Origin of the sequence: Dactylosporangium fulvum (assembly GCF_025137375.1) — a bacterium.
GTDB classification, from domain to species: domain Bacteria; phylum Actinomycetota; class Actinomycetes; order Mycobacteriales; family Micromonosporaceae; genus Dactylosporangium; species Dactylosporangium fulvum.
On the sequence record NZ_CP073720.1, the window covers coordinates 3,455,222 to 3,477,044 of the forward strand.

Below are 21,823 nucleotides of genomic sequence, written 5' to 3' on the forward strand. Positions count from 1 at the left end.
GTGCCTGAGTTGGTATCGCAGAGCAGCGGTCCGATAACCCATGATCGGCCGGTGCCCGAAGCCTTGATCACCGTCGAGGCGCTGTCGAAGGTGTACGAGACGCGCTCCGGCGAGCGGGTGATGGCGCTGCGCGACATCGACTTGGCGGTCGGCGAAGGGGAGTTCGTCTCGTTGGTCGGTCCGAGTGGCTGCGGGAAGACGACTCTGCTCAAGATCATAGCGGGGCTCTACCCGGCATCGCTGGGTGGGTCGAGAATAGACGGACAGCCGGTGCAGGGGCCGCACCCGGATGTGGCGATGGTCTTCCAGAGCCCGGTACTGCTGGCCTGGCGCACTGTCCTGAAGAACGTCATGCTGCCCGGGGAGATCGCCGGCCGGAACCGTCGCGACAGCGAGAAACGGGCACGGGAGCTCATCGAGATGGTCGGCCTCGCCGGCTTCGAGAACAAACTTCCGCGGGAACTCTCCGGTGGCATGAGGCAGCGTGCCTCGATCGCGCGAGCCCTTGCCGCGGGCAGCCGAATCCTGCTGATGGACGAGCCGTTCGGCGCGGTCGACGCCTTCACCCGGGACACGCTCAACATCGAGCTGCTGCGGATCTGGGATCAGGACCGCAAGACGGTCGTGTTCGTCACCCACAGCATCTCCGAGGCGGTGCTGCTCTCCGACCGGGTCATCGTGATGGCCGCCCGCCCCGGCCACGTCATCGAGGACTTCAGAGTTCCGCTCGCCCGGCCACGGACCATCGACGACATGGCCTCGCCGGAAGCAGGCATGGCCGTCAACCACATCCGGCACCTGCTCACGGGGCCGGCGGTCAATGGTTGAGGGGCCGCTGGGCGGCATGCGCGTGGTGGAGATCGGCCAAGACATCGCCGTTCCCTACGCCGGCCGGTTGTTGCGTCTGCTCGGCGCCGAGGTGTGCAAGATCGAGCCACCGGCCGGTGACCGGCTGAGGCGGTACGCGCCGAGCGGCTCGACGGCCGGGGTGGGAGGCCTGTTCCGCTACCTCAACGCCGGAAAGTCCTCGGTCGCCCTCGATCCCTCGCGACCGGACGGTCGCGCGGTGGCCGCCGGGCTGTGCGCGAACGCGGACGTGGTCCTCGTCGACGAGGGGCTCGGCGCCGTGCCAGGGGTCGCGGCGGACGTCGCGGAGGGGGCCGGGACGGTGGTGCGGCTGCTCGACTTCGGCGCGGGCGGACCCTACGCGACGTGGCAGGCTTCGGAACTGGTGGTCCAGGCCGCGGCGGGTTGGGTGTCCCCGCGCGGGCGGGTCGAGGGGGACCCGGTGCCCGTCGGCGGCAGGCTCGGGGAGTACGCGGCCGGAACGTATCTCGCCGTCGCCGGCCTCACCGGCCGGCGATCCAGAGCGGACGAATCTCCGGTGCGCGTGGTGGTGGACCGGATGTCAGCGGTGTTCAACACCGTCGCGTACGACATGCTGCGCCGCGAGACCCTGGTCGAACTGGGGTACGTCCAGACCCGCTACACCGCCTACATACCCGGCCCGATGCGCTGCCAGGACGGCATGGTCGCGGTGAACTGCCTGACCGGCCAGCACTGGAACGACCTGTGCTCGTTGCTGGGCGTGCCGGAATACGCGGACCGGTACGTGGAGATGCGGTACGACCAAGGGGACATGGAGGCCTTCTACGCGGCGGTGCGCCCGTGGTTCGCCGCGACGACGGTCGTCGACGCGGTGGAGATCTGCCAGGCGTTCCGCGTACCTGCCGCACCGATAACGACCGGCGCCACCGCGCCGGACCTGCCTCCGTTCCGGGAACGCGGCTTCTTCGTGCCCGCGCCCGACGGGGCGGTGCACCCGGGCCCCCCGTTTCGGCTGCGCGACGTCCCCGCCGAGCCGCTCGGGCCGGCTCCGACGCTTGTTGACGGGCGGACGCGGTGACCGAGCCGAACGCCTTCGCCGGGATCCGCGTACTGGACCTGGGCACCTTCTGGGCCGGCCCGTACCTGGGCAGCCTGCTCGGCGCGCTGGGTGCGGACGTGCTGAAGGTGGAAGGCCCGCGCCGGCCGGACGGGTTCCGCTTCGTCGCCGCGTTCCCCCAGCAGGGCAGCCGCTGGTACGAGATGAGCGGACTGTTCCAGGCGACCAACCTCAACAAGCGCGGGATGACCCTGGACCTCGGTACCGACGCCGGCCGGGCGGTGTTCGAGCGCCTGCTCGGCGGCGCCGACATCGTCATCGAGAACTTCTCGCCGCGGGTCATCGAGCAGTTCGGATTCGGCTATCCCGCGATCTCCGCGGTGAACCCCCGGATCGTGATGGTCCGTATGCCGGGGTACGGGCTGGAGGGTTCGTGGCGCGAGTTCGTCGGGTTCGGCAACTCCTTCGAGTACGCCGGCGGCCTGGGCTGGATCACCGGTGACCCGGACGGCCCCCCGCTCGGCCCCGGCGGGTACGCCGATCCGCTCGTCGCGATGCACGCCATGCTGGCGGTGATCGCCGCACTGCGGGACCGGGAGCGCACCGGGCGCGGTCAGCTGATCGAGTTGGTGCAGGCCGAGGTGGTCGCGGCGATGACGGCGGAGCCGGTGATCCAATATGCCCTCGCCGGTGAGGTACTCGGGCGCACGGGTGCCCGGTCGGAGGAGTTCGCACCACAAGGCGTGTACCCGTGCCGCGGCGAGGACGAGTGGCTCGCGCTGACCGTCCGCGACGACGCGGAGTGGACGCGGCTGGTGCGGATCGTCGGGGAGCCGCAGGGACTGCCGGCGGAACAGCTGGCGACCCTTGCCGGGCGCCGGGCCGCCCACGACTCGATTGACCGCTGGCTGTCCGACTGGACCCGGGACCGTGATCCGGCCGGCACCGCTGACCTGCTCCAGGCGGCGGGAATCCCCGCGGCCAAGGTGCTCACCCCGGCTGGGATGTACCACGATCCACAGGTGACGGCGACCGGTTACTACCAAGCGCTCGAGCATCCCCTGACCGGGGTCCGCCGGTACCCGGGCTGGCCGTTCCGGTTCGGTTCCGGCAGCGGAGTGCGTCTGGCGCACCGGTTCCGCTCACCGCTGCTGGGCGAGCACAACGAGGAGATTCTGCGCGAGAGCCTCGGCATGAACCCCGAGGAGATCGACGAGCTGCGCCATCGAGGCGTGATCAGTGAGCGGATTCTTGGGGTCGAGGAGGAGCACGATGGCGGAGATACGTGACGGGGCACAGGTGCGCGTCGGCAGCCGGGTGCGCTGCGAGCGGTGCGGCACCGAGATCGTGGTCGTGCGCCCGCCCGCGGAGCAGCTCATCTGCTGTGAGGTACCGATGTCCCCGCTGGAGAGTGGTCGGAGGCAGGCATGAACCTGATCGGAAAGCGATACGAGTGTGAACGGTGCGCGGCGGAGGTGCTCTGTACTCGGCAGGGCGAGGGCTCGCTGGCCTGTTGCGGTGCGCCCATGCGGGTCAAGGCCGCCAAGCCCCTGCCGGCGTCGGACTGAGCCGGGCGGCCAGGCCGCCCAGTGGTCAGTCGGGGTAGCCCAGCCGGGCCGAGATCTGCCGGGCGACCTTGATCAGGTCGGAGGTGTGCTGCTCCATGAGCGGGCGTGTCCACCGGTCGGCGGGCCCGGTCACGTTGACCGCTGCCACGGCGATGCCCTGGTCGCTGAGGATCGGCGCCGCGACGGCGGTGGCGTTCGCCACCACCTCGCCGAGGCTCATCGCGTACCCCTGGCGGCGGATCGTGGCGAGTTCGGCCTCGATCTGTTCCCTGGTCGGGATCTCGAACTCGGGGTAGTCACGACGGTCGGCGTGTTCGAGGCGGGTGAGGACGCGTTCGACGGTTTCCGGTTTGGAGAATGCGAGGATGGCGTGACCGGTAGCGCCGATGAAGAGTTCGTAGGTGTGTCCGACGCCGGTACTGAGGCGCAGCGGCTGGCGGCTCACGAGCTCCGCCACACAGTACCGTGCCTCGGCGGTGGGGCAGTGCAGGCCAACGGTTTCGTTGGTGATCGACCGCAGCTCCTCAAGGTGGGGCATCGCTGCCGTCACCAGATCCTCGTTCGCGGAGCGATGCATCATCACCCGAGCCAGGGTCATCACGGCCGGCCCCAGGCTGTAGCGGTTGGTCACCGCGTCCTGGACCAGGAAACCGCTGCTCTGCAGGGCCTTGACCATCCGGTGCACGGTCGGCATCGTCAGCCCGGTCTGCCGAGTCAGTTCGGTCAGCGAGACCGTCGGACGTTCCACGCTGAAGCACTTGAGCAGTTGCAGCGCCCGGTGGATGGCCTGAGAGCCGCGCTCGGCGGTTGGCTCGTTGGCTGCCGGCGTATTGGCATCTTTCTTCATGGCTCCCCTGCCAGTCATGAGTCTCGCCAGATCATGGAAGTATATTCCACGCAGTGGATTACCGAGGTTGGCCGATGAGATCTATACCACTGCCACCCGAGTTCGCGTGGCGCACGGTCCCGTCCCTCCTGGCGGCCCGCACGGCCCGCACACCTTATGCCAGGGCGGTCGTCGGGCGCTCCGGAAACGGCTCCTACCGAGCGCTCACCTACCAGGAACTGGACGAGGCGGCGGGTCGGGTCGCGGGCGGGCTGGCCACGGCGGGCGTCCGGCGCGGCGACCGGGTCGGTTGGATCCTCGACAACGGCAGCGGCGTCGACGCGCTGATCATCTACCACGCCGTGCTGCGGCTCGGTGCGGTGAACGTGCCGGTGAACGCGCGGCTCGCGCCGCCTGAGGTAGCGCATATCCTGCGCCACAGCGGGGCCCGGATGGTCCTCGTCGGTCCGGACCACAAAGACCGGGCGCGGGATGCGCCCTGCGATGTCGTCGTGCTGAACACGACCGATCCGCTCGGTCCGCTGCGCGGTGCGCCGGTACCGGCGGTCGCCGGCCTGGCCGACACCGACCCGGCCAACCTGCTCTACACCTCGGGCACGACCGGGCGGCCGAAAGGGGTCCTGCACACACACGGCTCGTCGCTGGCCGCCGCAATCGGCTGGAGCGATGCCTTCCGTCTGACCCCGAACGACGTGCTGCAAAGCCCCTTTCCCGTCACCAGCGGGGCCGGCCTGCACTTCAACGCGTTGTCGTGCCTGTCGGCCGGTGCCTGTGTCGTTGTCGACGACTACGACACCGCGGCGAGCCTCGCCCTGATCGCCGAGGTCGGAGCGACCGTGTACGTCGCGGTGCCGTCGATTTACGCGTTCTGGCTGGACAGCCCCCTGATCGCGGAAGCATCCCTGGAAACCCTGCGCATCCTGGACTACGGCGGGGCCAGCATGCCCGCGTCGCTGATCCAACAACTGCGGGCCGCGGTGCCCTCGGCCGGGCTGATGCACACCTACGGGCTCACTGAGGCCGGTCCGGGCGGGTGCTACCTGCCCGAGGAGTACGCGTTGGCCCGGCTCGGGTCGATCGGCAACCGCTGGGCCGGCCGGTTCACCCAGGTGCGGGTCGTCGACGAGCACGGCGCGGACGTCGGACCCGGCGGCACCGGCGAACTCCTGCTGCGAGGACCGTCCATAATGGTCGGCTACTACGGTGACCAGGAGGCAACCGCGGCGGCGTTCCTCGACGGCTGGCTGCGCTCCGGCGACGTGGTCCGGGTCGACGACGAAGGCTTCCTGTACCACGTCGACCGGCGCAAGGACATCATCGTGCGCGGTGGGCACAACGTGGCCGGCGCGGAGGTGGAGGCGGCGCTGCACGCCCACCCCGCGGTACGCGAGGCCGCAGTGATCGGTGTGCCGCATCCGCGGCTCGGCGAGGACGTGTACGCGGTGGTGGTCCTGCGGGAGAGCCTCGACGGCTCGCTGCCGGCACCCGCCGACCTGATCGCACACTGCCGGGAACTGCTGGCGGACTTCAAATGCCCGCGCCGGGTGGAGGTGGTCGAGGCGTTGCCGCGCAACGCGGCCGGCAAGGTACTCAAGCAGGTGTTGCGCGAGCGGGTTCGGCAGTCGGGCACGGCCGGCTCGGCGAAGCCATGACCGTGCCCGCCCCGCCCGAGTGCTGGTACCTTCTCAGCCGGTACGCGTGGTGACGCGCTGCGGCGGATCGAGCACCTCGGCGTACCAGGGTGCCAGCACCTCACCGTCGATCGCCACGTCGATCACCATCGGCGCCTCGCCGGACCAGGCGTGGATCGCGTCGGCGAGTTCGCCGGCGGTGGTGGCGCGCCGGGCCTCGCAACCGAAGCCGGCGGCTACCTCGACCATGTCCGGACCGCTGAACCGCGCGATGTCGTCCGGCAGTCCCTCGTGGCGTAGGTGGTGGATCTCTGCGCCGTAGGCCATGTCGTTGAACACTACGACGAGCAGCGGGATGGCCTCCCGCACCAGCGTGTCGAGGTCGGCGATGGACGTGGCGAGCCCGCCGTCGCCGATCACACAGACGTGCGAGGGACCCGGCCGGGCGACGGCTGCCCCGATTGCCACGCCGAGAGCCTGGCCGATGGCGCCGAACGTGAGGGTGAACTGATACCGGTGTGGTTCGGGGACCGTGATGAACTCCGTGGGGAAACCGATGTAGTGCCCACCGTCGACGGTCAGGACCCGATCCGCGGGCAACTCCCGGTCCAGAACCATCGACGCGGTACGGGGATCGATCCTGCCGTCGCCGCTGCGGTCGGTGAACCCCTCCTCGGGCCGCCGCTGGGCGAGTCGGTCGAAGGCGCCTTCGGCGGCCCACCGCGCCGGTGCCGCGCCGCGCTCCGGCAGCCGAGGCAGGAGCGACTCGACCAAATCCCGTACATCGGCGACTATCCCGTGGTGCGGCCGGGCCTGCGCGCCGATGGCGTCCGCGTTTTTGTCGCATTGCACCAACGTGGCGTGCGGGAAGAGTCCGCCGCGAGCTATCGTCCACACGCTCAGCGACGCCCCGAGCGCGACCACCAGGTCCGCCGCGCCCAGCAGCTCACGGGCCAGCGGGTGGGAGAAACCACCGACCACGCCGATGTCGGCCGGGTGGCTGTGGAATCGATCCTTGAGCAGCGCGGTGGTCCCGAGGAGGGCGCCGGTCCGCTCGGCCAGTGCCGCCACCGCGTCCCCCGCGCCGGACCATTCCGCGCCTCGGCCGGCCACCACGACCGGGTGGGTCGCGGCGGAGAACAACTCGGCCAGCCGTACCACGTCGCCCTCGTCGACCGGTGCCCGGTGCCGCGGCACCGTCGGTCGGGTCAGGGGTACCGGCGCCCAGGTCCGTTGCTGCACCGAGCCGGGCACGCTGACGACGACCGGGCGGCGCTCACGCATGGCCAACTCGGCCGCCTCGACCAGCGTCGCCCCCGGATCGGTCTCGGTAACCCGAAGGTACGCGGCGCCCGTGCCGGCAACGAGCGGTTCCTGATCGATCGCCTGCCCGGTGGGCCTTCGACCGACAGGCAGCTCACTGGTGACGACCAGGACCGGGGAGGCGGAGCGGACCGCGGTCGTCAGCGCGGTGAGCGCGTTCGTCAGGCCCGGGCCTTGGATCACCGTTGCCACGCCGAGCCCGCCGGTGGCACGTGCCTGACCGTCGGCCATGTTCACTGCGCCCGCTTCGTGCCGGGTCGCCACGTACCGGCCACCACCCTTGCGGAACTCGCCGATCATGTGCATGTTGCCCACGCCCATGACACCGAACATCTCGCGTACGCCGAGGCACTTGAGCGCTTCGACAAGACGGGCGTAACCCGCTGTTTCCGTGTTCATGTCAGCCCTTCCAGGTTGTGCGTCCCCGGCGTCCGTACGCCGCGAACCAACTCCTCCACCCGCTCGGTCAGTGCCCGGTTGAGCGGTGCGGCGACCCCGACCCGCTCTCCGGCGTCGACCACCGCGCCGTTGAGCCAGCGGACCTCGACCGAGCGCCCCTTCTCGGCGTCTTGCAGCATCGACGGCTTCAGGTCGGGGAACGGGGCGTAGGTCCGCTCGAACGCGGCTTGGAAATCCCGGACCGCGGCGGGGTCGCCGGCAAACAGCCGGTCCAGATCGGTGCCGTAGAGAATCCCGGGCTCGACGGCGACGCCGGTGGCGCGCGCGACCGCGATCACTTCGAGCCCGGTTCGCAGACAGACCTCGCGTACCGGGGGAAGCGCGGCCATCCGCCCCAGGCCCAGCCCCACCAGCGTGGACACCGGGTTCAGCAGGCAGTTGCGGGTGAGCTTGCTCCACAGGTCGGCCCAGATGCGGTCGGAGACGACCACCGGCAGCGCGGTACGGAGTTGGTCGGCGACCCCGGCGACGAGGCCGGCCGCCGCGCGGTCCACCGCCCCGATGACCAGGTCCCCGTCGGAGCGTTGCTGCGTGACTCGACCGGGGCCGGCGAGCGCGCCGTCGAAACGGACGACAGCACCGACCGTACGGGTCGGGCCCACCACGTCGGCGATGACCGGCTCGTTCAGGCCGTTCTGCAGCGACAGCACCGGACAGCCCGGCGGCAGCCGGTCGGCCACCGCGAGCAGGGTCTCGCGGGTACGGTCGGACTTCACCGCGAGCAGTACGAGGTCCGGCGGTGCCGTGTCGGCGATCACGGACAGCTCAGACAGCTCGGACGACAGGATCGCCGCGGGCCGCGTGTGCAGCACACCGCCCGGGTGCTCGAGCGTGAGCCCGTGCTCGCGGATCCGGTCGACGTGCTCGGCCCAGTCATCGATCACCACGACCTGCTGACCGGCCCCGGCGAGCCGGGCGGCGATGCTGGCGCCGATGCCGCCCGCCCCCACGACCCAGATCGTGGCGCTCATCCCGTCCCCCGCGTGGACACGGCAGCCCAGCGCTGCGGTGGCCCGGGCGACACGGTGGCCGCACCGAGCGTGGCGAGTCGCAGCAGGTGCGCGTGGGTCTCGCCGAGCGCGGCCCGGACGAGGTAGGCGGGCAGACTCTCCAGACGGTGGTGCCAGGCGAGCTCACCGCACACCTCGTGCACGGTCTCCGCTCCGCTGCGCAGTACCATCAGCACCTCCTGCAGCCGATCGTCGTGGTGGCGCACAAGTTCCTCGGCCCGGCTCGCCGCGTCGGGGATCGCATGCTGATGGGCGGGAAAGGCGGTCCGTGGACCGAGATCGGCCACCGCGAGCAACGAGCGTAGGTAGTCCGACAGGGGATCGGGGTCGGACAGCGGTCCGAACGAGATGTTCGGCGTCGCCCGGGAGAGCAGGTGGTCCCCGGCGAACACCGCGTTCTCGGCCGGCAGGTCGAACATGAGGTGACCCGGGGTGTGTCCGGGCGTGTGCACGGCGACCACCTCCCGTCCGGGGATCGGCGGTCGGTCGCCGTGTCGCAGCTCCAGGTCGGGGTGGCAGATGCCGATGTCGCCGGGGCCGGCGAGCATTGACGCACTGAGTTCCTCGCTGCGGCTGTGCGGCACGCCGGCAGCGTGCAACCACTGCTGGATACTGGCGCCGAGCTTGCTCTCGGTGCTGTACCGGACGTCGATCAGCGCGGCCTCGGCGGGGTGCAGTGCGATCCATGCGGTCGTTGCCTCCCGGATCCGTGCCGCCAGCCCGTAGTGGTCGGGGTGGATGTGCGTGACGAGGACCCCGCGCAGGTCCGCGAGCGAGGCACCGGCGGCGGCGAGTCCGGCGGCGAGCAGGTCCAACGCGCTCGGGCTCGGCCATCCGGCGTCCACGAGGTAGAAGCCGTCATCGGCCTCGATCGCGTAGACGCGTACGTACGCCAGGCCGGTGCCGGTGATCGGCAGCGGCAGCGCCCAAATACCGGGCAGGACCTGCTCAACCGGAGGGAGGGCCGGCGCTGTACTCATCGGATCACCTCCGCGGTCGACTGCCGGGACTCCAGCAGTTCACGTACCTGCGCGCGCGGCACTTTGCCGGTGGCGGTCTCCGGCAGCGCATGAAGAACTTTGATCACGTCCGGGGTCTTGAGCGACCCCAGGTGCCGGCGGACCCACTCTCGGATCGCCTCCGGCTCCGCAGTGCCGACACGGGGCACGACCGCCGCGGCCACACGTTCGCCCCACTCGGAGTCCGGCAGGCCGACGACGGCCACGGCTGCCACGGCCGGATGCCGCAGGATGACATCCTCGATTTCGCCGGGCGCCAGGTTCTCGCCGCCCTTGATGATGATGTCGTCGCTGCGGCCACCGAGGAACAGGTAGCCATCCGCGTCGACCCGGCCGGTGTCGCCGGTGCGAAGCCACCCACCGGTCGAGCCGCTGGACGCGACCTGGGCGCCCCGCACCTCCACCACGCCGTTGGCTCCGGGTGGGACCGGCTCCCCAGCGGTGTCGACGAGCCGCACCTCTACGCCCGGCAGTACCCGCCCGACGGAGTCGAGGCGCTCCAGCGCGACGGGGTCACCGAGTGCGGCGGCCCGGTGGTCGTCGGGGCCGAGCACCGCGATGGTGGAGCTGGTCTCGGTCAGGCCGTAGGCGTTGACAAAATCCGTGTGTGGAAAGGCGCGCAGCGCCAGCTCAATCGTGGGCCGGGGCATTCGCGCACCCCCGTAGGAGAGGCTGCGCAGGGCGGGCGCCGGACGGTCCGGTGTCCGGTGCAGCGTGTCGAGTACCCGTGCGAGCATCGTCGGTACCAGAAAGGCGTGGGTGGCGTGCTCGGCGGCTGCGGCGCGCAACCAATCCTCCGGGGTGAAGCGGCCCAATGGGATGAGTCGGCGACCCGCGTAGCACGAGGTGAGCACCGCGGCCACGGCTGCGATGTGGAAAGGCGGTGTGGCCAGCAGCAGGGCCTCGTCCTCGGCGGCGGCACCCAGTTCGACGGTGTTGGTGACGTAGCTGAACAGGTTGGCGTGGGTGAGTGAGGTCAGCCTGGGCGGTCCCGTCGTGCCACTGGTGAACAGTTCGACCGCGGTGCCTTCGGCGTCGGCACGGTCGTCCTCGTCGTGCTCGACGCCGGATGGCGCAGCGCTGATCAGCTCAGCCTCGTTCACCGCGTCCATACCGGCGGGCACGGTGACCCTGGCACCCCGGACGATGCAGGCACCCGGCAACCGTTCGAGCAACTCGTGGATCCGGTCGGCGGGGAGTCGGTGGTTGACGGGCACGAACGGGAGGCCGGCCCACGCGGCGGCGAACAGCGCGACCGGGAAGGCGGCGGTGGTTTCGCAGAGCAGCACGACGCGCTGGGCTCCACGCTCCCGCAACAGGCCCGCCGCCGCCGCCACCCGGTCCCGGTAGCCGGCGAAGTCCAGCAGCGCGCCGTCGGGAGTGCGCAGGGCGGGCCGGTCGGGGTGGGCCTGGGCCGCCATCTCCAACAGCAACGGCACGCTCATGGCGCAGCCACGGGCCGGAACCGGGGCAACGAAACGCCCTCGGCCACGTCGTCGAACCGCACCTGTACGGTCATGCCTATGTGCACGTCATCGGGGACGCAGTCCACGATGTTCGCCATCAGGCGGGGGCCCTCGGCCAGTTCGACGAGTGCGACGACGTAGGGTACGTCCGCGGCGAACGCCGGACTGGGCGCGCGCCGGACCACCGTGCACGAATACACGGTGCCCGTGCCGGCGGCGGGTCGCAGCCGCAGCGCGTGTCCGTGGCAGCGTGTGCAGATCAGCCGTGGAAAGAGCTGGTCGGCGTCGCAGTCGTCGCAGTGTTGCACCACAAGCCGGTGCTCCGCGGCGGCGCTCCAGAATCCGGCGCTGTCCTGGTCGGGCACGGGCAGGGGCTTCGCGGCCGGTGCGCTCACGCGGGTACCTCCGAGGAGAAGATCGCGGTGCAGTGCGAGGCGAGGATGCCGCCCTCGGCGTGCACCAGGGCGGTTCGGGCGCCGGGGACCTGTCGGTCGCCGGCCTGGCCACGCAGCTGGTGCACCGCCTCCGTGAGCAGGAAGAGGGAGCTGGGCTTGCCGGCGTGCGAGTGGGACAGCACGCCGCCGTGGGTGTTGGTCGGGAGCTGCCCACCGAGCCGGGTGTTGCCGGCCGCGACGAACTCCGCGCCCTCGCCCTTGGCGCAGAAGCCGAGATCCTCCAGTTGCATAGGCTGGATGAAAGCGAAGGCGTCGTAGACCATCGCCACGTCGATGTCATCGTGGCGGCAGCCCGCTGCGGCGAACGCGGCCCTGCCGGACTCCACCGCCCCCGTCTCGATCAGCTCGGCGGCCTGGGAGACATGCTCGAACGGGTGCGACTCGCCCATGCCGAGCAGGTGTACCGGGGGCTGGCGCTGATCTCGCGCTCGTGCTGCCGAGGTGATGACGATCGCGGCACCCGCGTCGGAAACCGGGGCACACTCGAGCATGTGCAGCGGGTCCGCGATCAGGCGTGAGCCGAGGACGTCGTCGACGGTCAGCGCAGAGCGGAACTGCGCGGTCGGATGGAGTGCGGCGTGCATCCGGTCGACGACGGCGACCTCGGCGACATGCTCGGGCTTGATGTTGTAGCGGTGGTAGTAGCGGGCTGCGATGAGCGCGTAGAGCGCCGGGATCGGCGGGCCGGTCGGTGCCTCGAACTCCGGATGCCCGATCGTCGCCATCGACTCGATCGTCGCTGCGCGGCCCATTCCGGTGGCCAGATTGTCCGCCTTGGCGATGACCGCGACCTCGGCCTGGCCGGTCAGGATCATGGCCGCCGCGTACTGGAGCAGCGCCAGGGAGGTCGAGCCACCCGTGTTGACCGTCAGGCAGTGCGGGGGACGGATACCGAGGTATTCCGCCACCATTTCGGCGTGGTAGAGGTAGGGTCGCGCTCGGGAATTGCCGGTTATCAATAAGTCGATATCGGCCAATGTGAGACCGGCGTCGCGTACGGCCGCCTCGATCGCATTGGCGTGCAGTTGGGTGCTCGACCGGTCGGGGACCTTGCCCACCGGGGTTTCGCCGATCCCAGCGATCGCGACTGCGCCGCGGATATCCACTCCGGCTCCTATTGCTCGATCGATGATGCGGACCTAGTAGGACTTCGGCAAGCCGAGGACCTGGGTGGCGATGAACGCCTTGGTCAGGTTGTTGGTGACGGGCGCGACGCGCGTCAGCGGCAACTGCCGGTAGAAGCGTTCGATGTCGTACTCCTTGGCGTAGCCGTAGCCGCCGAACGTCTCGAACGCGATGTTGACTGCGTAGTGTGCTGCCTCGGTGGCCCGGAGCTTCGCCATGTTCGCCTGGGCGCCGCAGTCCAGTCCGGAGTCGTATCGCCACGCCGCTTCATAGGTGGCCAGTTCGGCCGCCTTGAGCTGTGAGTAGGCGTCCGCCAGTGGTAGCTGTACGCCCTGGTTCTGCCCGATCGGCCGACCGAACACGACCCGCTGTTGTGCGTAGGCGGCGGCGCGACGGACCACGTTCAGACCGAGACCGACCGCCTCGGCTGCGATCATGATTCGTTCCGGGTTGATTCCGTCGAGCAGGTGTCGAAAGCCTTGTCCCTCTTCGCCGATGCGGCATGAGACCGGCACTCGCAGCCCGTCGATGACGACCTCGTTGGACGAGACCCCGTTGCGGCCCATCTTCGGGATCTCAGTGATGATCACCTCGGGAACGCGCATGGGAATGAAGAGCAGCGTCATCCCGTCGGTCTTGCGACTCACCGCCGAGTACGGCTGGGTGCGGCACAACAGCAATCCATACTCGGCCTGCGCGGCCCGGCTGATCCACACCTTACGTCCGGTGACCACGTAATCGTCGCCCTCGCGTCGGGCGGTGGTGGTGATGCGGGTCGTGTCCACCCCGGCATCCGGCTCCGTGACCAGGAAGCAGGAGTTCAGCTCGCCGCGCGCCGCCCGTGGCAGGTATGCCCGTTTCTGCTCTTCGGTTCCGTGCACGAGCATCGGATTGAGCCCGAACATGCCCATGTGCACCACCGAGCAAGCGTCGAGCCCGCCGTCGCTCGCCGCGATCTCCTGCAGGACGATGGCGGCCTCGGTGACACGGAGGCCCACGCCGCCGAGTTCGACGGGGAGCATTGTGCCGGGGATGCCGGCTGCGGCGCACGCCTTGGCGAACTCCTCTGGAAAGATCTGCTCTCCGTCGATGTGACGCCAGTAGTGCGAGTCGAAGCCCTGACAGAGCTTCCGGGTGGACTCCCGGAGGTCCTGTTGAATGTCGCTCAGCTCGAAGTCCACCCCGCTTCCACCCCCCACCGACCGGTTGCGAAAGTAACTTCCATAACGTGGAAGTTACGGAGGTGCCCCGGGTCTGGTCAAGCCCCCACCTTCGGGATTGACGACGTCGGTGTGAAGTGGATACGTTCTCCACATGTTGGAAGTCCGTCGCCGGAGTGCTGGATGGACCTGAGCGACAGTCCGGCGGAGGCCGCCTTCCGCGCGGAGGCGAGGGCCTGGCTCACGGCGAACCGCCCAGATCCACCGCTGCCGTCCGGGGACACCGCAACCGGGTTCGCGCTCCACGTCGAGTGGGAGCGCATGCTGTTCGACGCCGGTTGGTCGGTCGTGTCGTGGCCCCGCCAGTATGGCGGCAGGGAAGCCTCGCTCGTCGAGTGGCTCATCTTCGAGGAGGAGTACTACCGGGCAGGAGCACCGCAGCGGGTTACCCAGAACGGCATCTTCCTGCTCGCCCCGGCCCTGTTCCGTTTCGGCACCGCGGAACAGCAGAACCGCCTCCTGCCACGGATGGCCGCGGCGCAGGATCTGTGGTGCCAGGGCTGGTCCGAACCCGAGGTGGGCAGCGACCTGGCCGCGATCCGCAGCCGTGCGCTCCGTGATGAGCAGGCCGGCGGCTGGCTGTTGCGTGGCCAGAAGACATGGACGACCCGCGGCGCGTTCTGCACCCACCTGTTCGGACTGTTCCGTACGGATTCCCAGGCGCCGCGGCATCGCGGTCTCACCTACTTTCTCGTGCCGCTGGACGCCGAGGGTGTCACCGTGCGCGGGTTCGGCCGGCTCGACGGGGATGAGGGCTTTGCCGACGTCTTCTTCGACGATGTGTTCGTCCCGGACGACGCCGTGCTCGGCGAGGTTGACCAGGGCTGGCACGTGGCGATGGCGACCACCGGATCGGAGCGGGGCCTCACCCTGCGCTCGCCCGGCCGCTTCCGGCATACCGCGCGACGCCTCATCCACCTGGCCACCACCCGTGGGGACGACCTCGATCCCCTGCTCGCGGATGCGGTGGTGCAGGGATGGATGGCCGCTGAGGCCTATCACCTGTTCACGCTTCGTCAAGTAACCGACATGCTCAACGGCCGTGACCCCGGCCAGGCATCCAGCCTCAACAAGCTCTTCTGGTCTGAACTGGACGTCCGCCTGCACACCACAGCGCTCGAACTGCTCGGCCCCGCGGGCGAGCTGGACGGCCCGTGGAGCCGCGGGTTCCAGTTCGCGTTGGCGGGGCCGATCTACGCCGGAACCAACGAGATCCAGCGCACCATCGTGGCCGAGCGGCTGCTCGGCCTACCCAGGAAATGAGCGGCCGATGTACTTCGGGTTCTCCGCGGAGCACGAGCAGCTCCGGTCACTGACCCGGTCTGTGCTCGAGCGCGAGTGCTCCACCGCCGTGGTCCGCTCCGCCCCGGACGCGCCAGCGCTGCGGGCACTCTGGCGCCGGCTCGGTGAAATCGGGGCACTGGGCGTGCTCATCCCCGAGGAACTCGGCGGACTCGGGCTCGACGAAGTCGGGATGGTCGCCCTGCTCATCGAGGCCGGCCGGGTCGCCCTGCCGCTACCCGCACTGGAGGCCCTCGCGCTGGCCGGTCCGCTGCTCGCCGGGCGGATCGAGCACCGGAGCACCCTGGCGTCGCTGCTGCGGGGTGAGGTGAGCGTGGCCGCTGACCCCGCCGGTGCCGGTTGCTTTCCGCACGGGCGTACAGCCGCGTACGTCCTTACCGGAGGGTGGGCTGGAGTCGGCTCGATCCATTTGGCGGCGCTCGACACGGGTCACGTCGAACCAGTCGTCTCGGTTGATCCGACCCGTGGGCTGGTCCGTCGCACCGGACCGGTCGGCGAGCCCATCGCCGATGGTCCCGAGGTTCTGCGTGCCTGGCGCCGCGCGGTTCTCGGCACGGCCGCGGAACTCGTCGGACTCGCTCGCCGGATGCTCGACATGGCGGCCCGGTACGTGCGCGAACGCCGGCAGTTCGGCGTTGCGGTGGGAAGTTTCCAGGCCGTTCAACATGCTCTGGCCGACGCGCTCGTCCAGATCGAGTTCGCCGAGCCCGCGGTACTGCGGGCGGGCCACAGCATGGCCACCGGTTCCCCCGACGCGGGGCGGGACGTATCGATGGCGAAGGCGCTGGCGTCGGCGGCCGCATCAGCTGTCGCGCGGACAGCCCTGCAGTGCCACGGGGCCCTCGGCTACACGGTCGAGTACGACCTGCACCTGTTCCTGAAACGCACCTGGGCGCTGGCAGAGGCGTGGGGCGCGGCCAGTTGGCACCGTCGGGAGGTCGGTCGGGCGCTGAGCCTGACGCCGTATTGATCGGAAATGGCTCGGTGGCGGGGGAATGCCCCGGTGACCTGGAGACAAGGGAGGCAACACCGGTGACGCAGCAGTCCGGCACTGGCGATGACGTGGTGCGCTACGAGCGCCGGGGTTCGATCGCCATCATCACCATGAACCGGCCTCGATACCGTAACGCGCAGAACTCGGCGATGACCTACGCCCTCGACGACGCTTTCTACCGTGCCGCCGACGACAACGAGGTCGCGGTGATCGTGCTTCGCGGTGCGGGTGAGCACTTCTGCGCCGGGCACGACATCGGGACGCCGGAGCGGGACATCGACCGGAGCTTCCCGCGCCGGGCCGGCCTCTGGTGGGACCACGTCGGCCGCTCGGGCGCCGAGAGCCGGTTCGCCCGCGAATCAGAGGTCTATCTTGGGATGTGCCGCCGGTGGCGGGACCTGCCCAAGCCGACCATCGCGTCGGTACACGGCGCCTGCATCGCGGGCGGGCTCATGCTGGCCTGGGTCTGCGACCTGATCATCGCCGCCGATGACGCGTTCTTCGCCGATCCCGTGCTGCGGATGGGCATCCCCGGAGTGGAGTACTTCGCCCACCCGTGGGCGCTCGGTGCTCGGCAGGCCAAGGAATTTCTCTTCCTCGGCGAGCGCATCGACGCCCACCGCGCCTACCAGCTCGGCATGGTGAACAGGGTCGTCGCGCGGGAGGATCTGGAGGCGTTCACGCTCGACATCGCGACACGGATCGCGTCGATGCCGCCCCTGGGCCTGGCGCTGGCAAAGCGGGCAGTGAACCAGGCCGAGGATCTCATGGGACTGCGGGACGGCATGGACGCCGCATTCGGCCTGCACCACCTGGCGCACGCGCACAACGCGGAGGTAGGACAGGACTCCCTAGCCGGCCACGACGCCCGATCGATGCGCGCGGCCAGCCGAGAGGCCGACGCCGGCTGAGATTCCGGCCTCCTGGGGGAGCTGCGGCATTCCAGTTGGTTGAGGATCTCTGCCGTTCGGTAGAGGTGGGGACGTTGCCGCGCTCGTATCTTCGCGGTCGTGACCGTGATTCGTACGCTGATCCAACGCCGGCCGCTGCTCTGGTTCATCGTGTTGACGTTCGTTCCGGCCTGGACCTACGAGCTCGTGTGCATCTTGCTGCTCCGGCTGCCGTTCCTGCCGTGGATGTTCGCCGCGCCGTTCATCGGTCCGGCCGCCGCCGCGTTCGTGGTGACCGCGGCCGTCGATGGACGCCGTGGTGTCCGTGACCTACTCAGCAAGCTGACGCGGTGGCGGGTCGGCGCGGGCTGGTATCTCCTCGTGGTGCTCGGCTCGCCAGCCTTGCTCATGCTGTGCGTCCTGCCGGTCCCCGGCGCTGTGACGGCCTTCCGGCCGTCGCTGGCAGCGCTGCCGGAGTATGTGTTGCTGTACCTCGTGGTGCTCATCCTCGGCGGCCCGCTCGGCGAGGAACCTGGCTGGCGATGCTTCGCGACACCCCGCCTCCAGCAACGGTTCGGTCCGGCCGGCGGCACTCTGATCCTCGGCCTGCTCTGGGCGGCATGGCATCTGCCACTGTCACTCATCGAGGGCTACAACCACGCCGGCGCTGACCTGCGGGGCATCCTCGTCCCGTTCCTCGTGTTCACCGGCTTCGTGGTGGCCGTGTCGTTCCCATTCACCTGGATCGCCAACCGCACCCAGGACAGCGGACCGATCGCCGTGCTGCTGCACACCTCGTTCAACGCATCACTGCTGCCAGTCCTCTTCCCCGACGTTCCCGACTCACTGCACTACGAACTGATCCAGGTCATCGCCCTCAGCCTGCTCGCCACCGTCACCCTCGCGTGCACACGAGGACGACTCGGCTACGACAAGTGAGCACAATTTGCCGCGAACCGGCGCTTCAGCTGGCCGACAGTTGCCGCTCGGCACGCCGCGGGCTTGGCAGGTGGTCATCGACCGACAAACGGCCCTGCGTGCGGGTCCGCAACACACCGGCGGGTGGTGCGGGATCTACCGATCTGGGCACATCGATCGCCGGACCGGGCGGTACTTCGCTGTCGTGCGAGGCACCGTGTCCAGACCGGCACTCGCTTCACGCGTACGCGGATCTTCAGGCCGGCTTGACCGCAGCCAGGCCCAGAACGTCAGGAACGCCGTTCGGACCGATCTCCTCCACACGCTCGAGCCGCAGTCCGGCCGTGACCACCGCGTTCAGCAGATCGGCGAGCGGGACATGCCAGGCGCCGACACGGGCCCGGACCCCGGCCGGGCACCAGGCCTCGTAGGTATGCGACCGGTCGGCGTAGCGCTCATCGACGACGACGGCGGGCCGACCGCTCCAGTCGGCGAACGCGCCCACGTAGCAGGGATGAACGCCGATGTGGACGAACCGCCCGCCAGGCTGCAGAACCCGGGCCACCTCGCGGAGCACGGCCGCGTAGTCCGGCACATCGGTGTGCGTCAAGACGTCAACTCCGCCCATGAAGGGCGTTATATGACCGTTGCTGACGTAACGACTCTTCGGCGATCGGCGGTCGTACCGTCCCTTGGGTGGGTCCCCACGCCGACGTCTGCCGGTCGCGGTTGGCATATGCCTTGCGTCGAGCCATGCGAAACCGCAAGCGTGCTGGGCCAACGACGTAGTGCCAGTTGTCGGTGACCCGATTGCCGAGGCCATCGAACACCCGGGCCGCTGACGGCCAATCCCGGGCCAGGCTGAACGCGAGCGCGAACGAGTTGCACGCCCTCAGCCAGCCGACGGTGTGGCGGTGCTCGGCGTGCCAGATCGACCGCTCGGCGGCGACGCGCAACTCAGCCCGTACCTCGGGATGCCGCATGTAGCTCCAGTCCTCCTCGGCAGTCAACGCCATCCATCGCTCCAGGTGGGCGATCGCGATGAGGGCGGGTAGCAGGCTGCCGGTCGGCGCTGTCTCCGCGGCAGACCGGGCGAAGGCGAACATCTCATCGTGACTACCGAACCACTTGCCGCACAGGTACTGCAGCATCTGTGCGTGCGCCACGTTGTTGAACGGTGCGTGCCGGACGGCACCGGCGAACCGCCGCTGTGCCTCGACCCGGCTGACCTGTAAGCCGCGTGCCGAGGTCACCAGGAAGGTCCACGGCGCGGGGTCGGCTTCGTCGACGGCCACCACCTCCCACAACGTCCGCTCGACGAGTACGAGCCTGCGGTGGAACTCCTGGAACTGCGACCGGCGGGTGAACCTGGCGAAGCGCGATCCGCGGGCGTCCCAGGCCCATTGAACGCCCGCCGCGCCCTGCACCAAAGCCCGCAAGCTGTCTTGGGGCTCCGCGGCCACCCATTCGCTGGCCAGCGCGTACGCGTTCGGCATGAACGAATACTCATCGATCAGCACGGTGCGCTCGTCACCTTGGGCGGCCTCCACCACCCGCTGTGCCTCGGCCCAGTTCCGTCCACGGAGTGCGTTGTACAAGGCATGCACGGTCGGATCTCCCGCAGACGGGTCCAGCCTCAGTCCCATTGACCACACGCCGGCATCCTAGTGGGTCAAAATCGCACGGAACGATCCCAGGACCTGCGTCCGGTTTGAGTACGGGACGCGAGCAGTTCGGTGGTCGGGATCTCGCCCGATGGAGACCGGCAACACGGTCTGAGCAGAGCCGCGAAGAACCTGCTCAACCGGGCGGTGCGGAAGGCCGAATCGGCCAAGGCGGTCGCGCGGAAGGCGTTCCGCCCGGACAAGATCTCGGTCAGGGTAGGCGCCTTCGATCTCGCGAAGACCGGCTGCGGTCTGCGGGCGAAGTGCCGGAAGAAGGTCGGCGCCTACTGGGTCGGCACCGGCTACTCGAGGTACTGAATCCAGTGACGAAGATAGGTATCCTCGGACAGTGACGAGGATATGAGGCCCAGGTCGACGGCGATGTCGCTCGACCTGGGCCGGCACCTCGGCCGGCTGTTCCGCCGGCCGTTGGCCCGCTGGCTCGACGAGACCCCCGACTCCATCGACGAGGATCTGCACACCACGGCGACGACCTGGGAGGACCTGGGGGTCGGTCACATTGTGCGGGCGCTCGCCTGGGCGTTGACCGCCGGCGTGTGCTTCGTCGCGGGCATCGTCTCGATCACGGTCGAGGAGCTGGTGGCCGGCCACTCGAACCAGCCGTCCGGCGCGATCCAGGTGGCGTTCGGCATCGCGCTGCTCACCGGCCTCCTGCACGGCGGGGCAGCCGTCCTCGCCGGTCGGGGTAGCCGGCTCAGCGAGCGCAGCCGTCCGCGCGGCCGGAAGGCCCGGCTCGCCGACCCCGGGTCGGAAGGTCCGACCGGGGTGTGGCTGTGGCTACTGCGCCCCGGCAACCGATACTTCCTGATCGCCGCGGCCTTCTTCGCCGTGGGCGTCGTGAGCCTCAGCACCTGAGTCGTGTGGCCTGCTCGAAAAGCTGTTGCGGGCCGCCGGAGGACCGACACCGGGACGGTCCGAGCCGTCGCCGACGCGGCGCGCTCCAATTTTGCTGCCACATCGGCGACCCGTGTAGCCGGCTGGCTTCCCGCGAGCTGGTTCAGCGCCGACACTACGGCCGCCCCGGCATCCTTGAATAGGCGCGCGAACTCCGGCCCGCACACCGCCACCGTCGCCTCGACGTCCGTCGCCAAGGACCGGGCGTTTGACCGGCGGTTCCAGCCAGAAACGGGCGCCCGGTCCGCCCAGGCCGCTACCTCCGACACCGCCGACCACAGCGTGAACCGCACCTTGTCCACAAGAATTTCGAGCGGTTCGAATTCGTCTTCGATATCCGCGAAGGCGGCGAAGAGTTCGAGTTCGTTGTCAAGCGCCCGCATGCGGTCGACGGCTTGTCGCCACTTGCCCAGATCGGCCACGCCGTATTTCAGTCTGGCCGCGAGGAGCAGCGGCAGGGAATCCGGCAGTGCCTCCTCGTGTACCTGCGTGAGACGGATAACGGCGTCAGCCGAGAAGCCGGATAACATCTCGCCAACCCAGGCGATGTCGGTGTCGATCTTATCCAGTCGGCTGGTGAGATGTGTGAGAAGCGTTTCCTTGAGGTGGGTGGTATCCAGACCGAGGCCCTGCCGAAGGTGTTCAGCAATAGTGTCGTCCGACGGCATCCAACCCTGGTTCTCTATGTCGTTGTAGCGTTCCAAGGCCGGCGGGGCCTTCTCACCAATGGGTTCGCTGATTGGGTAGCCGTCGCCGCGCTCGAAGAGCGAGCAGGCCAGTTCGAAGTACAGCAGGCTCGCGGTGCGCACCGTGACAGCTGTACGGCGCCGCGTACAGCCCGCACGACAATCCGGTCGAACACATCTGGAACGCGTGCAAAGCCCAGCCGGCCAACACCGCGGTCACCTGGACCGAACGCATCCACCAGGCACGGGTGTTCTTCCGACGACGAACACCCCGACCAGATGCTGACCACCGCCGCACCATGGACCTCACCCTGGCTGCCCCACAGTTACGCGCAGAACTTCCGAGGACCCGCTTGGCACCCCGCGTCGCCCGGACGGCCGCCAAGGGGTTGGCCCGCCGCCCGGCCGAGCTGCTCGCCGAGGCCGCGCCGGTGTGGGCCGGGCTG

At 69.5% G+C, this 21,823-nt stretch carries 22 protein-coding genes and 1 pseudogene; 12 read left to right on the top strand and 11 right to left on the bottom strand.

Annotation, left to right across the window (positions count from 1 at the left end):
* Nucleotides 1-51 precede the first annotated feature (51 nt).
* Genes Dfulv_RS15845 through Dfulv_RS15865 form a run of 5 tightly spaced genes read left to right on the top strand, consistent with a single transcriptional unit; the run spans nucleotide 52 to nucleotide 3,453 of the window.
* The gene (locus Dfulv_RS15845) at nucleotides 52-828 is read left to right on the top strand and encodes an ABC transporter ATP-binding protein (protein ID WP_259863784.1); all 777 of its coding nucleotides are present in this window, start codon (nucleotides 52-54) and stop codon (nucleotides 826-828) included.
* Entirely contained in the window at nucleotides 821-1,906 is a 1,086-nt protein-coding gene (locus tag Dfulv_RS15850) for a CoA transferase (RefSeq protein WP_259863785.1), read from the top strand. The genes Dfulv_RS15845 and Dfulv_RS15850 overlap by 8 nt, the downstream gene beginning before the upstream one ends.
* On the top strand, nucleotides 1,903-3,174 hold the full coding sequence (locus Dfulv_RS15855) for a CaiB/BaiF CoA transferase family protein (protein ID WP_259863786.1): 1,272 nt from the start codon (nucleotides 1,903-1,905) through the stop codon (nucleotides 3,172-3,174). The genes Dfulv_RS15850 and Dfulv_RS15855 overlap by 4 nt, the downstream gene beginning before the upstream one ends.
* Nucleotides 3,158-3,316, top strand: coding sequence for a hypothetical protein (locus Dfulv_RS15860; RefSeq protein ID WP_259863787.1), 159 nt, complete (start codon nucleotides 3,158-3,160; stop codon nucleotides 3,314-3,316). The genes Dfulv_RS15855 and Dfulv_RS15860 overlap by 17 nt, the downstream gene beginning before the upstream one ends.
* Nucleotides 3,313-3,453: a hypothetical protein gene (locus tag Dfulv_RS15865; protein WP_259863788.1), complete on the top strand. Its 141-nt coding sequence runs from the start codon at nucleotides 3,313-3,315 to the stop codon at nucleotides 3,451-3,453. The genes Dfulv_RS15860 and Dfulv_RS15865 overlap by 4 nt, the downstream gene beginning before the upstream one ends.
* Nucleotides 3,454-3,478: 25 nt before the next feature.
* Here the strand turns inward: Dfulv_RS15865 and Dfulv_RS15870 are convergent, their stop codons facing one another.
* Nucleotides 3,479-4,300 carry an IclR family transcriptional regulator gene (locus Dfulv_RS15870; RefSeq protein ID WP_259863791.1) on the bottom strand — a complete coding sequence of 274 codons (822 nt, stop codon included), beginning with the start codon at nucleotides 4,298-4,300 and terminating at the stop codon, nucleotides 3,479-3,481.
* Nucleotides 4,301-4,374: 74 nt separating this feature from the next.
* On the opposite strand from Dfulv_RS15870, the gene Dfulv_RS15875 reads away from it, so the two are divergent.
* A complete protein-coding gene (locus Dfulv_RS15875; protein WP_259863793.1) occupies nucleotides 4,375-5,952 on the top strand; it encodes a class I adenylate-forming enzyme family protein in 1,578 nt (525 codons plus the stop codon).
* A 33-nt stretch (nucleotides 5,953-5,985) separates the two neighbouring features.
* Here the strand turns inward: Dfulv_RS15875 and Dfulv_RS15880 are convergent, their stop codons facing one another.
* The 7 genes from Dfulv_RS15880 to Dfulv_RS15910 are packed head-to-tail and all read right to left on the bottom strand — an operon-like array spanning nucleotide 5,986 to nucleotide 13,969.
* Complete coding sequence (locus tag Dfulv_RS15880) at nucleotides 5,986-7,653, bottom strand: thiamine pyrophosphate-binding protein (protein WP_259863795.1); 1,668 nt, start codon at nucleotides 7,651-7,653, stop codon at nucleotides 5,986-5,988.
* Nucleotides 7,650-8,684, bottom strand: coding sequence for a ketopantoate reductase family protein (locus tag Dfulv_RS15885; protein ID WP_259863798.1), 1,035 nt, complete (start codon nucleotides 8,682-8,684; stop codon nucleotides 7,650-7,652). Before Dfulv_RS15885 ends, Dfulv_RS15880 begins: the two co-directional genes overlap by 4 nt.
* Nucleotides 8,681-9,703 carry an MBL fold metallo-hydrolase gene (locus tag Dfulv_RS15890; RefSeq protein WP_259863801.1) on the bottom strand — a complete coding sequence of 341 codons (1,023 nt, stop codon included), beginning with the start codon at nucleotides 9,701-9,703 and terminating at the stop codon, nucleotides 8,681-8,683. The genes Dfulv_RS15885 and Dfulv_RS15890 overlap by 4 nt, the downstream gene beginning before the upstream one ends.
* Nucleotides 9,700-11,187 carry a class I adenylate-forming enzyme family protein gene (locus Dfulv_RS15895; RefSeq protein WP_259863803.1) on the bottom strand — a complete coding sequence of 496 codons (1,488 nt, stop codon included), beginning with the start codon at nucleotides 11,185-11,187 and terminating at the stop codon, nucleotides 9,700-9,702. Before Dfulv_RS15895 ends, Dfulv_RS15890 begins: the two co-directional genes overlap by 4 nt.
* Nucleotides 11,184-11,603 (bottom strand): Zn-ribbon domain-containing OB-fold protein, encoded by a 420-nt coding sequence (locus Dfulv_RS15900; protein ID WP_259863806.1) that lies wholly within the window; start codon nucleotides 11,601-11,603, stop codon nucleotides 11,184-11,186. Before Dfulv_RS15900 ends, Dfulv_RS15895 begins: the two co-directional genes overlap by 4 nt.
* Nucleotides 11,600-12,769, bottom strand: coding sequence for a thiolase C-terminal domain-containing protein (locus Dfulv_RS15905; RefSeq protein ID WP_259863808.1), 1,170 nt, complete (start codon nucleotides 12,767-12,769; stop codon nucleotides 11,600-11,602). Before Dfulv_RS15905 ends, Dfulv_RS15900 begins: the two co-directional genes overlap by 4 nt.
* A 33-nt stretch (nucleotides 12,770-12,802) precedes the next feature.
* Nucleotides 12,803-13,969: an acyl-CoA dehydrogenase family protein gene (locus Dfulv_RS15910; protein ID WP_259863809.1), complete on the bottom strand. Its 1,167-nt coding sequence runs from the start codon at nucleotides 13,967-13,969 to the stop codon at nucleotides 12,803-12,805.
* 162 nt (nucleotides 13,970-14,131) lie between these two features.
* On the opposite strand from Dfulv_RS15910, the gene Dfulv_RS15915 reads away from it, so the two are divergent.
* The 4 genes from Dfulv_RS15915 (at nucleotide 14,132) to Dfulv_RS15930 (ending at nucleotide 18,133) form a co-directional block, all read left to right on the top strand.
* Nucleotides 14,132-15,271: an acyl-CoA dehydrogenase family protein gene (locus tag Dfulv_RS15915; RefSeq protein ID WP_259863811.1), complete on the top strand. Its 1,140-nt coding sequence runs from the start codon at nucleotides 14,132-14,134 to the stop codon at nucleotides 15,269-15,271.
* A gap of 7 nt (nucleotides 15,272-15,278) precedes the next feature.
* Nucleotides 15,279-16,280 (top strand): acyl-CoA dehydrogenase family protein, encoded by a 1,002-nt coding sequence (locus Dfulv_RS15920; protein WP_259863812.1) that lies wholly within the window; start codon nucleotides 15,279-15,281, stop codon nucleotides 16,278-16,280.
* A gap of 134 nt (nucleotides 16,281-16,414) precedes the next feature.
* On the top strand, nucleotides 16,415-17,215 hold the full coding sequence (locus tag Dfulv_RS15925) for an enoyl-CoA hydratase (protein WP_259867692.1): 801 nt from the start codon (nucleotides 16,415-16,417) through the stop codon (nucleotides 17,213-17,215).
* Between the two features lie 99 nt (nucleotides 17,216-17,314).
* Nucleotides 17,315-18,133 (top strand): CPBP family intramembrane glutamic endopeptidase, encoded by an 819-nt coding sequence (locus Dfulv_RS15930; RefSeq protein WP_259863815.1) that lies wholly within the window; start codon nucleotides 17,315-17,317, stop codon nucleotides 18,131-18,133.
* A gap of 235 nt (nucleotides 18,134-18,368) precedes the next feature.
* Here the strand turns inward: Dfulv_RS15930 and Dfulv_RS15935 are convergent, their stop codons facing one another.
* A complete protein-coding gene (locus Dfulv_RS15935; protein WP_259863816.1) occupies nucleotides 18,369-18,707 on the bottom strand; it encodes a hypothetical protein in 339 nt (112 codons plus the stop codon).
* Between the two features lie 19 nt (nucleotides 18,708-18,726).
* Entirely contained in the window at nucleotides 18,727-19,665 is a 939-nt protein-coding gene (locus Dfulv_RS15940) for a DUF4034 domain-containing protein (RefSeq protein WP_259863817.1), read from the bottom strand.
* Nucleotides 19,666-19,848: 183 nt separating this feature from the next.
* On the opposite strand from Dfulv_RS15940, the gene Dfulv_RS15945 reads away from it, so the two are divergent.
* A complete protein-coding gene (locus Dfulv_RS15945; protein WP_259863818.1) occupies nucleotides 19,849-20,094 on the top strand; it encodes a hypothetical protein in 246 nt (81 codons plus the stop codon).
* Between the two features lie 197 nt (nucleotides 20,095-20,291).
* Here Dfulv_RS15945 and Dfulv_RS15950 read toward each other — a convergent pair whose 3' ends face one another.
* Complete coding sequence (locus Dfulv_RS15950) at nucleotides 20,292-21,500, bottom strand: hypothetical protein (RefSeq protein ID WP_259863819.1); 1,209 nt, start codon at nucleotides 21,498-21,500, stop codon at nucleotides 20,292-20,294.
* 14 nt (nucleotides 21,501-21,514) lie between these two features.
* On the opposite strand from Dfulv_RS15950, the pseudogene Dfulv_RS48560 reads away from it, so the two are divergent.
* A pseudogene (locus tag Dfulv_RS48560) lies at nucleotides 21,515-21,719 on the top strand (IS630 family transposase); the annotation flags it as partial.
* Between the last annotated feature and the right edge of the window lie 104 nt (nucleotides 21,720-21,823).